This window comes from Sphingomonas sp. BL-S-25, assembly GCF_055521555.1.
On the sequence record NZ_CM145486.1, the window covers coordinates 3,014,772 to 3,024,180 of the forward strand.

The following is a 9,409-nucleotide window of genomic DNA, read 5'->3' on the forward strand; positions in this document are numbered from 1 at the left end:
CCTTAGATAAGGAAGCGGGGTTCGTCATGGGGGATGTGGGGCGCTTCGCCGGACAGGTTCAGGGGGCGCGCGCGTTGCAGCGGTGGCTCAAGCCTCGGCCTCGCTAGGCGGGTTTTCCGACGTTTCCAGCGCCTCGCCGAAGATATGCGGCTCGATGCTCATCGTGGCGCCCGTCAGCCGTGCCTTTGCGCAGTGCGAGTGGGCATAGACGCTCTGCCACGCGTCGCTGCGGTTCCCGTCGTCCCAGTCCCACAGGCTCTCGACGACGATCATCACCGCGCCGGTATCGACGCGGTCGATGTTCCCGGCACAGAACCAGCAACTATATTCGTTCATGGTGGCGAAGGTCGCACGCGGGTGGGCGGGCGGCAAGGGTGCGCGGTGGCGGTGGCGACGGAGGCATAAATTGTCGCCACTATGGATGTGTGGCTGCCTTTGCGCATCGGGGGGCGTTTTATTGAGCGCCGTGCGGGCTTGAAGGACCCGGCGGGCGTTGCGCCGCACCGCAAAGGCGAGGGTGACCGGGATGGCAACTCATTTGGGGCTGGCGCCTCGTCCGTGGGGAGGAGGGGTGCGGTGACCAGGCGACCGATCGCGTTCTTGGTCCCGGCGGCGGCGGCGGCGGCGCTGGCGCTCGCTGCGTGCGGCGCGCCGGAGGGGGCGCCGCGGGAGGCGGGCAACGAGGCGCAGGCGCGGCCATCGTCCGCGCCCGCCACCTTCTCTTTCCCCGCCATCGACATTCCCGAGAATCATCATGGCGATCCCGACATCCCCGATGGCCCGGCCAGGCGAATCCGCTTCGACGACGGGAGCCGGGTGACGCTGCGCGGATGGAGAGTGATCGCAAAACACGGGCTCAGCGACGTTCAGTGCGGGGTGCGCGTGGGGAAGGACCGTCTGGAAACGTTTGGTCGCGGGGAAATGGACGCCTATGACTGCCTGAAGCTTGTCGACGCGGATGCCTTGTCCTCGGCGGGTTCCACTCGGCGGATCGGGTTGATTTACGATGTGTCCGGCGCGGCGCCGGCCAGTCCGACGTTTCGCACCGCGATCATCCTGCTGGGCGACCGCACGGGCTGGCGCGTCGATCCCGACAGTCTGGGTGTGTACGACAGCACCGAGGCGGCCAAGTCGATCGGGGCACTTGCGAAGGCGGTGCGCTGAAGAGGGGGCGGATTGCGCGCTTTTGACCTGCCCGGTCGTGCGAGCGCCCGTGCCGCGGGATGTGCCGTGCGGTGGATGCCGGCACTTCGGCCGGCATGACGGGGTGGGGGATCGGCTGGTATCTCCGGGGTGGGGTCTCGGTCAGTCTGCCGCTCCTGCATCGCCGGTCAGCGCCGCGACGGGGATCAGCCGCTCCGCCCTGGTCAGCGCGTCATGGATGCGCGCATTCTCGGCGCCATCGCAGCCGGTGTAGAAGGACAGTTGGTCGCGGTCGTCCCAGCGGACCTCGATCGTGCGCATGTCGGTGATGGCCTGTTCGCAGCCCGGTTGGCCGGCGTAGAGCGCGCGTTCGCCGCGGGGGCGCAGCGGGGCGAGGGCTTCGGCGATCTCACGGTAGCGCGCGGGCGTCAGGGCGAAGCGGCGCTTGCCCTGGACCCGCGCGAACTGGCCGCCGGTGAAGATGCCGCCGCTGTCGGTGAGGGTCGCTTCCCATGCCGGGCAGGTGCCGTCGCAGACGCCGGTCGCGAAGTGGATCCGGGCGGGTAGTTCGGACGGGGCGGGCGCTGCGGCGGTGCAGCCGGCCAGCAGTGCCGCCGCGAGCAGCGTGCGGAGATGTCGGTGCGCGTTCAGAGCCATGCGTTCTCCAACCCGTCATCCCTGCCGATCATCGCCGCGCCGGTATCGGCACGGTCGATCCCCCGCCGCAGGACCAGCATGGATCGCGTTGCATCGCGCCGATGGTCGCATGCGTGTGGAAGCACCGCAAGCCTGGCGCGGGCCTGGACCGGGGCGCCCACGGTCGCACCTTTCCCCTTGGCGGGCGGAAGGGAACGTGGTTCTCTATCGACATGACAGCGGCTGGCATGACCTGGTGGATGGCGGCGGGCATGATCGCGACGATCTATTGCATCGTCCGCGCGGCGGTGGATCTGCGGGAGAAGCGCTATGTCTGGGCGGGGATCGGCGCGTGCTGCGCGGCGCTGTTGCTGTTGGCGCCGATCGAGACGCATGCGGTGAAGATCGATTTGCCGCAGACGCCGGGTTGAACCGGGGGCGGGCAGGATGGGGATGCGGGGGATGGTGGTTCTGGCGGGGGTGGTGATCGCTGCACCTGCCGCGGCCCTACGCTGCCATTGCGGACGGGGCGATTATCGGATCAACTGATCCCATGAAGACCTATCCCGGTTTGCGACCGACATTATGCATTATGGCAGGCGCGGTGCTGATCGCGGACATTATCTGGATGTCCAGCAGCAAGGCACAGGTGCTCGAGTTCCTGACCGAGCCGACGGTGACACGAGTCGGGATTGACGAACAAGGCTTTGCGAAACTGCCGGTCTATCACCCTGCCGACGATTCATGGCATGTGGCGGGACGGCGGGTGCCGTCGATCCGCCCGTTCATGTGGGATGACGATCCGCAGCAGATCGGCCCCGACTCGATTCGCTATCACGCCGTTATCCGTCTGGGTCGGCCCGCGTCGGGTGAGACCGCGCGGCGCGCCTATCTGAAGCTGGCTTCGGACGGGATATGCCAGGTCACGATTGCCCCGGAACAGGCGCCCAGGCGGGGCGACCAGTTCCGGGAGGCAGACGTCATGATCGTCACCAAGGTTCGGGACGCCGATCGCGAGGTCGCCTGCGTCGACCGGATAAACCGGCGGTGAGTCACCGGTTGCGTCAGGCTGCGTCCTCCGCATTGGCGCTAAGGCGGCGGGCGGGTCGTAGCCTTTGACCAGCTGACTCAGTGAGCGCCTGACCTGCGGGATGTGCCGCGCGGTGGATGCCGGCACTTCGGCCGGCATGACGGGTGGGGTGTTCAAGGGGATGCGTCACCCCGGCTGGAATGCCGGGGTCCACCCGTCCTCCATCCCGGAGCGTCGGTGCGCGGAGCGGTTGCCCGGTGCGCGCGTGAAGCCCGATCAATACCCCCGGCGCGTCAGCTCGCGCTTGATCAGGGCGATCGTCTTGAAGCGGAAGGTCGAGGAACTGCCGTCGCGGCGGCTGCATTCGCAGCCGATGCCGCCGAAGATCTTGCTGGGCGCGGCGAGGAAGGTCAGCGCCTTCTGACCGGGGCGCGGGGTGTCGAACAGGCGGACTTCGTAGAAGGCGCCGCCATAGTCGTAATGGACCTGCGGCCATTTGAGCAGGACGATCAGCTCGCGATCCTTGTCGCGATCGGCATTGGCGAAGCCGATCGCCGCGACCTCGGCGGTGCCGCCTTCCTCCTCAGCATCGGTCACCGCGATGCGGCGCCAACCGCCATCGGCGCCGCGCGAGAGCAGGACGAGCCTGCGGGTTTCGGTCGCATAGCCCTTGTCGGTGGTTTGCCGGACCAGATGATCGGCGAAGATCGCGGGGGCGCCGTTCCAGGCGGTCTCGACGACCTGGAGCTCGGCCTCGGGCTGGCCGAGCACGCGCGCGGCGAAGGCGGTGGCGGGCTCGTCAGCCGCGCGCCGGAGCGCGGGCTGGGCCGCGGCGGGGGCGGGGAGGAGCGCGGTCAGGGCGAGGAGCAGGGCGGCGGCGAGGGCGGGGCGAGTCTTCATGGAGTGCGGTGTAGCATGGACGGGGGCGGGCGGTATGCGGTTCGGTGGGCGTGCGGATGCGGGGACTTGCCGCTCGCGCGGTGCTCGATCATGATGCGCCTGCACGCGCTTCCGCTGGTGGAGGAGAGCATGGGTCGATTGGCCGTCTTGCCGTCTTTGGTGCCGTCGATCGGCGGGCAATCGGCCGGGCGCCGCGGCGTGCCGCGTCGGTCGTGAGGATCGTCCTGTCGTGCATGATCGTGCTGACCGCGTGCAGCGGGGCGTCGGATCAACGTGGGCAGGCTGGTGAGCGGCGGGCGGCGATGGATAAGGTGGCGTCGCCTTCCGTTGCCCACGCGGGCCTGCCGGACAAATATCGGAAGGCGCTCGCCTGTGTCTTCGACGAGAACCCGCTGGCCGCTTACAGAAGGACGCACGAGACGCCGGCGGGGCGCGCCGAGCGGGTCGAGGATCTGAAGGCGTTGCGGTCGCTCGGCTTTGCGAGAGAGGGGCGTGACGGGGATCTGGAGAGTGTCGGCGGCGAAATCGCGGCGCCACCCGGCATGACCCTGCTCGGCCTGCCCGTCCGCCGCATCGAGCTCAACGGCATGATCGGCGATATCAACGCAATGTACGTTACCCGGTTCGATGCCGGTGTCACGGCGGATCAGGTCGTGAAGGCGGCGCGGCTGGAAATGGATCGCGCGTCCTATGACCGGTACAAGTTGCGGGAGTATGGCAGGTTGATCGGCGAAAACCCCTATATGGATCTTTCCCTGAACGACCGGGGTGGTAGTGGGGTCGAGCTGGTGTGCCATGTCCAGGGAACGCCGGATTGAGCGCGAGCCTGATCCGGTTGCCCGCAACATCGCCGCGCCGGTCGTGAAGACCGTCCTGCCCTGGATGATCGTGCTGACGGCGTGCAGCGGGGCGTCGGATCAACGCGGGCAGGCTGCTGAGCGGCGGGCGGCGATGGATAAGGTGGCGTCGCCTTCCGTTGCCCACGCGGGCCTGCCGGACAAATATCTGAAGGCGCTCGCCTGTGTCTTCGACGAGAACCCGCTGGCCGCGTACCGGAGGACCCACGAAACCCCGGCGGGGCGCGCCGAACGGGCGGAGGATCTGAAGGCGTTGCGGGCGCTCGGCTTTGCGAGAGAGGGGCGCGACGGGGATCTGGAGACCGTCGGCGGCGAAATCGCGGCGCCGCCTGGCATGACCCTGCTCGGCCTGCCCGTTCGCCGCATCGAGCTCAACGGCATGATCGGCGATGTGAACGCGATGTACGTCACCCGGTTCGATGCCGGTGTCACGGCGGATCAGGTCGTGAAGGCGGCGCGGCTGGAAATGGATCGCGCGTCCTATGACCGGTACAAGTTGCGGGAGTATAGCAGGTTGATCGGCGAAAACCCCTATATGGATCTTTCCCTGAACGACCGGGGTGGTAGTGGGGTCGAGCTGGTGTGCCATGTCCAGGGAACGCCGGATTGAGCGCGAGCCTGATCCGGTTGCCCGCAACATCGCCGCGCCGGTCGTGAAGACCGTCCTGCCCTGGATGATCGTGCTGACCGCGTGCGGCGGGGCGTCGGATCAACGTGGGCAGGCTGGTGAGCGGCGGGCGGCGATGGATAAGGTGGCGTCGCCTTCCGTTGCCCACGCGGGCCTGCCGGACAAATATCGGAAGGCGCTCGCCTGTGTCTTCGACGAGAACCCGCTGGCCGCTTACAGAAGGACGCACGAGACGCCGGCGGGGCGCGCCGAGCGGGTCGAGGATCTGAAGGCGTTGCGGTCGCTCGGCTTTGCGAGAGAGGGGCGCGACGGGGATCTGGAGAGTGTCGGCGGGGAAATCGCGGCGCCGCCCGGCATGACCCTGCTCGGCCTGCCTGTTCGCCGCATCGAGCTCAACGGCATGATCGGCGATATCAACGCAATGTACGTCACCCGGTTCGATGCCCGCGTCACCGTCGATCAGGTCGTGAAGGCAGCAAGGCTGGAACTGGATCGCAAATTCTATGACCGGTACAAGTCGCGGCGGTACAGCAGGTTGATCGGTACCAACCCATATACGAATCTTTCCTTGAACGACCGGAATGCCAGCGGGATCGTGCTGCTCTGCCAGGTGCAGGGGACGCCGCATTGATCGGGAGGCTGATCCGGTTGCCCGCAACATCGCCGCGTCGGTCATGAGGATCGTCCTGCCGTGCATGATCGTGCTGACCGCGTGCAGCGGGGCGTCGGATCAACGTGGGCAGGCTGCCGAACGGGCGGCGGCGATGGAGAAGGTGGCGTCGCCTTCCGCTGCCCCCGCGGGCCTGCCGGACAAATATCGGAAGGCGCTCGCCTGTGTCTTCGACGAGAACCCGCTGGCCGCTTACCGGAGGACTCACGGAACCCCGGCGGGGCGCGCCGAGCGGGCCGAGGATCTGAAGGCGTTGCGGGCGCTTGGCTTCAGCAGGGAAGCGCGCGACGGCGATCTGGAGAGCGTTGGCGGGGAAATCGCGGCGCCGCCTGGCATGACGCTGCTCGGCCTGGCCGTGCGGTCGGTGCGGATCAACGGGATGATCGGCGATGCGAACGCGATGTATATCACGACGTTCGGTGACCACGTCACGGTGGATCAGGTCGTCAAGGCGGCGCGGCTGGACCTGGATCGGGCGTCCCATGACCGGTACAGGATGCGGCATTACAGCAGATTGATCGGGAACCGCCCCCATACCGAGCTCTCGCTGGACGATCTGGGCGACGGCAGGGTTGCGCTGGTGTGCCAGATCCAGTCGACCCCGGATTGAGGGGCGGCGGGTGATGGCGTGCAGGGAGACGAGTAGATGATGGACCGATTGGGGGCCGAAGCGGTCGATGCCATGCTCGAAGGGCTGAAGGCCTTTCTGGAGCGGGCGATGCTGATCCTATTGGGCGCGATGGCGACGCTGTTCGCGCTTCGGCTGGCAGAGGCGCCCGACCTGCGCGCCGCCTTGGAGTGGGTGCTTGGGGTCGGTGGTGTGCTGATCGTCCTTTGGGCGGGCGTGGCGCGGCTTTTGGGGCATCGCCGGCATCGGTGAGGGATGGCTGATCGTGACGGGCGGGGCGGTGATCGATTGCATCGTCCGGGCCATCGCGGACCGAGGCGGAAGCGGTCGGACTGCCGGCATCGGACGGCTGTAGCCGGGTCAGCCGCCGTCCCGGGCAGCGGGGATATAGACGGCGTCCGACGCGGGGATCGCTTGGAGGTCCCAGCCGAAGGTTGCGGCGGCGGCCTTTGCCAAGTCGCGGATCTCGTCCCAGACCGGGTGCTCGCTAAGGGCCGCCTCGGTCCACAGCGCGGCATGCCGGCTGCCGGAGATCGACGAAAGCAGATGGTCGATCGCGTCGATCGCGGCGCGTTGCGCGTCCGTGAAGGACGCCTCGTAGCCGACCATCTCGTACAGGCCATCCTCGAAATCGAGTGCCAGTTCGTCCGCCTTGCACACGAAGTCGGGGAACAGCGACAACTGGACCTCGGCGGGTTGCGCCAGTGCGGTGACGGCGCGTTGTAGCTGGTTGCGCATGGGCGGTTCCTCGGCTTTGCTTGCGGAAGCATAACGTCACTAGTCTCGGGGCGCCGCACCAAAGTGACATGATGGGAGAAACGCTGCGATGCGTCCGATTGCCGATATTCCTTCTCGCTGGCGCCTGGTCGGTGGGCTTGTGCTCGGGGCCGTCCTTCTGGCGCTGCTCGGCCTGGGCTTCGGCTTGTGGGCGGTCCGGGATGACATGATGCGTTTCTATCGCGGCCAGCCGCCGGTTGCCCCGTCCGGGCCTGGCCGGTGACGGGATGGGGGATGCGCGTCACCGGCAGATGGCGGCGGGGAATTTCTATACCGCGCATGTGCTGGGCCGCAGTGGGGACAGCCCCTATTCGCTGGCGTTCCGCATTCGGTATCTGGCGGTCGACGTGGCGCTGGAATGACTGTTCACCGACGAGCAGGTCCGAGAGGCGGCTCGGCGTTCGCCGTGTGGGTATCGGCGGGTGAGGGAAGGACGAGTGGGACGTTTCAGGCGCTCACCTGCCTTGATCGTACGTCCCCCTCATCCTTCCCACTGCCTTCGGCAGCGGGCCCCTTCCTTCTCCCACAAGGGGAGAAGGAGCTTTAGCGAAATGGTCAGGATGGTTTAGGGATTCGTCCTACCGCTTCCTCTCCGCCAGCACCTCGTTCAGCCAATCCCCCACCAGCATCACCAGACGCGGCGAGCCCAGATTGGGGCCGAGCTTCGCGACTTCGTCCGCGTTGCCGGTGACGGTGCCTTCCTGGAACCAGTGGCTGAGGCCGCTCAGCACGACGACGCGGGCGCGGGGGTTGGCGGACAGGGCCTGGCGGGCGGCGGGGGCTTCGGTGGTGGCGATGACCAGCGGGTCCCTCTCGCCGAACACCGCCAGTACGGGGATGCGCAGCGCGGCGAGGTCGGAGGCGGAGCGCAGGCTGTTGGCCGCCCATGCCTCGGGCGTGTCGATCATGGTCAGCGCGCCCTCGGCCTGGGGGCGGGGGAGACCGGCGGCCTCGAAGCGGTCGATCGCGGCGCTGCGCAGGGCGGCGATGGTGGCGGGCGGTGCCTTGTCGGCGCGCGCCTGGAGCAGGGCGATCGAGGCGTCGGCGGCCGGGGTAGCCGCGGCTTCGGGGACGCCGGCATGGACCATCTGGCCCAGGATGGCGCGGTGGAGATAGGGGAAGCCGTCGCCGACCGATCCGCCCAGCGTGACGATCGCCGCGATCCGGGGATCGGCGGCGGCCAGTGCGGGGGCGACCACCCCGCCCTGGCTGTGGCCGATCAGCGCGATGCGCGCGGGGTCGATGTCGCGGCGGGCGCGCATCGCCGCGACCGCGGCGGCGGCATCGGCGGTCAGGCGGGCGACATCCTCGACATAGGTGCCGGTAGAGCCGGCGATGCCGCGCTTGTCATATTCGAGCGCGGCGATCCCGCGGCCGGTCAGCCGGTCGATCAGCGGCACGAAGCCGCCGCGGCCATTGGGGCCATGGCCCTGGATCATCACCGCGAGCGGGAAGGGGCCGCGCCCGGTGGGGAGGTGCAGCGTCGCGGCCAGCGTCACGCCGGGCTCGGACGCGATGCGCAGGTCGACCGCGATGCTGCTCGGGCGATACTCGGCGAAGATGCGGGTGAGCGCGGCGCGGTCGACGGGTCCGCGGACGAAGGCGACCGGGCCGAGCGCCACCTCGGCATCGGCATGGCCGAGCTGGAGCGACAGCGACTGGCTGTCCGCGGCGAAGGCGGCCGGCGCGACGCCGGAGATGGTGACGAGCTGCCATTTCGGGGTGAGCGACATGGGCGCGCTGGCGAAGGATTTGTAATCGGGGGCGCTGCCCTGGAGCGATGCGGTGAGGCGCAGCGGCCGGGCGGCGCGAGCCCAGAAGGCGGCGGTGACCCGCTCGCCCGCCGCAATCGCGCCGGGGATGGGGATGCCGGCGCCGCTCGACCAGGGTTCGGCGCGCTTTGTCGGGGGTTGGATGGTGACGGTGGCGCTGCCGGGGACGGCGGGGTCGAGGCTGTGGGCCGAGGGCGCGCCGTAGATTTGCCAGGCGGTGCTGGGGGTGACGGGCTGGGCGTTGGCGGGGTGGGGGAGGAGGAGGGCGGCGAGGAGGGTGAGTATGCGGGTGATTTGGGCTGGCATGGTGGTTCCTCCCCGGTGCGCGTGTGCTGGGCGCGTTTGGGGGAGTGAAGCAGAGGGAATGC

At 68.6% G+C, this 9,409-nt stretch carries 15 protein-coding genes; 10 read left to right on the forward strand and 5 right to left on the reverse strand.

All coding sequences use genetic code 11. The features are described 5' to 3' along the window. Nucleotides 1–87 precede the first annotated feature (87 nt). Nucleotides 88–336, reverse strand: a complete 249-nt coding sequence (locus ACZ1H8_RS14535; protein WP_465177890.1) for a hypothetical protein — start codon at nucleotides 334–336, stop codon at nucleotides 88–90. A gap of 81 nt (nucleotides 337–417) precedes the next feature. Here ACZ1H8_RS14535 and ACZ1H8_RS14540 point away from each other — a divergent pair, with 81 nt between their 5' ends. Further along, nucleotides 418–1,164 (forward strand): hypothetical protein, encoded by a 747-nt coding sequence (locus ACZ1H8_RS14540; RefSeq protein ID WP_465177891.1) that lies wholly within the window; start codon nucleotides 418–420, stop codon nucleotides 1,162–1,164. 141 nt (nucleotides 1,165–1,305) lie between these two features. On the opposite strand, the gene ACZ1H8_RS14545 is transcribed toward ACZ1H8_RS14540, so the two are convergent. Beyond that, complete coding sequence (locus ACZ1H8_RS14545) at nucleotides 1,306–1,800, reverse strand: DUF6438 domain-containing protein (protein ID WP_465177892.1); 495 nt, start codon at nucleotides 1,798–1,800, stop codon at nucleotides 1,306–1,308. Between the two features lie 227 nt (nucleotides 1,801–2,027). On the opposite strand from ACZ1H8_RS14545, the gene ACZ1H8_RS14550 reads away from it, so the two are divergent. Next, on the forward strand, nucleotides 2,028–2,210 hold the full coding sequence (locus ACZ1H8_RS14550; protein WP_465177893.1) for a hypothetical protein: 183 nt from the start codon (nucleotides 2,028–2,030) through the stop codon (nucleotides 2,208–2,210). Nucleotides 2,211–2,383: 173 nt separating this feature from the next. Further along, nucleotides 2,384–2,830 carry a hypothetical protein gene (locus tag ACZ1H8_RS14555; protein WP_465177894.1) on the forward strand — a complete coding sequence of 149 codons (447 nt, stop codon included), beginning with the start codon at nucleotides 2,384–2,386 and terminating at the stop codon, nucleotides 2,828–2,830. A gap of 255 nt (nucleotides 2,831–3,085) precedes the next feature. Here ACZ1H8_RS14555 and ACZ1H8_RS14560 read toward each other — a convergent pair whose 3' ends face one another. Further along, complete coding sequence (locus ACZ1H8_RS14560; RefSeq protein ID WP_465177895.1) at nucleotides 3,086–3,709, reverse strand: hypothetical protein; 624 nt, start codon at nucleotides 3,707–3,709, stop codon at nucleotides 3,086–3,088. A 233-nt stretch (nucleotides 3,710–3,942) separates the two neighbouring features. Here ACZ1H8_RS14560 and ACZ1H8_RS14565 point away from each other — a divergent pair, with 233 nt between their 5' ends. From ACZ1H8_RS14565 to ACZ1H8_RS14585, 5 genes are all read left to right on the forward strand, one after another. After that, on the forward strand, nucleotides 3,943–4,527 hold the full coding sequence (locus ACZ1H8_RS14565) for a hypothetical protein (RefSeq protein WP_465177896.1): 585 nt from the start codon (nucleotides 3,943–3,945) through the stop codon (nucleotides 4,525–4,527). A gap of 43 nt (nucleotides 4,528–4,570) precedes the next feature. Continuing rightward, on the forward strand, nucleotides 4,571–5,176 hold the full coding sequence (locus ACZ1H8_RS14570; RefSeq protein WP_465177897.1) for a hypothetical protein: 606 nt from the start codon (nucleotides 4,571–4,573) through the stop codon (nucleotides 5,174–5,176). Between the two features lie 64 nt (nucleotides 5,177–5,240). After that, a complete protein-coding gene (locus tag ACZ1H8_RS14575) occupies nucleotides 5,241–5,825 on the forward strand; it encodes a hypothetical protein (protein ID WP_465177898.1) in 585 nt (194 codons plus the stop codon). Nucleotides 5,826–5,889: 64 nt separating this feature from the next. Then, nucleotides 5,890–6,474 (forward strand): hypothetical protein, encoded by a 585-nt coding sequence (locus ACZ1H8_RS14580; RefSeq protein WP_465177899.1) that lies wholly within the window; start codon nucleotides 5,890–5,892, stop codon nucleotides 6,472–6,474. Between the two features lie 36 nt (nucleotides 6,475–6,510). Further along, nucleotides 6,511–6,744 carry a hypothetical protein gene (locus tag ACZ1H8_RS14585; RefSeq protein WP_465177900.1) on the forward strand — a complete coding sequence of 78 codons (234 nt, stop codon included), beginning with the start codon at nucleotides 6,511–6,513 and terminating at the stop codon, nucleotides 6,742–6,744. 108 nt (nucleotides 6,745–6,852) lie between these two features. Here the strand turns inward: ACZ1H8_RS14585 and ACZ1H8_RS14590 are convergent, their stop codons facing one another. Beyond that, a complete protein-coding gene (locus ACZ1H8_RS14590) occupies nucleotides 6,853–7,230 on the reverse strand; it encodes a hypothetical protein (RefSeq protein ID WP_465177901.1) in 378 nt (125 codons plus the stop codon). An 88-nt stretch (nucleotides 7,231–7,318) separates the two neighbouring features. Between ACZ1H8_RS14590 and ACZ1H8_RS14595 the strand changes: the two genes are divergently transcribed. Continuing rightward, nucleotides 7,319–7,492 carry a hypothetical protein gene (locus ACZ1H8_RS14595; protein WP_465177902.1) on the forward strand — a complete coding sequence of 58 codons (174 nt, stop codon included), beginning with the start codon at nucleotides 7,319–7,321 and terminating at the stop codon, nucleotides 7,490–7,492. 4 nt (nucleotides 7,493–7,496) lie between these two features. After that, entirely contained in the window at nucleotides 7,497–7,631 is a 135-nt protein-coding gene (locus tag ACZ1H8_RS14600) for a hypothetical protein (protein ID WP_465177903.1), read from the forward strand. 216 nt (nucleotides 7,632–7,847) lie between these two features. On the opposite strand, the gene ACZ1H8_RS14605 is transcribed toward ACZ1H8_RS14600, so the two are convergent. Beyond that, entirely contained in the window at nucleotides 7,848–9,347 is a 1,500-nt protein-coding gene (locus ACZ1H8_RS14605) for an alpha/beta hydrolase family protein (protein ID WP_465177904.1), read from the reverse strand. Nucleotides 9,348–9,409: the final 62 nt, after the last annotated feature.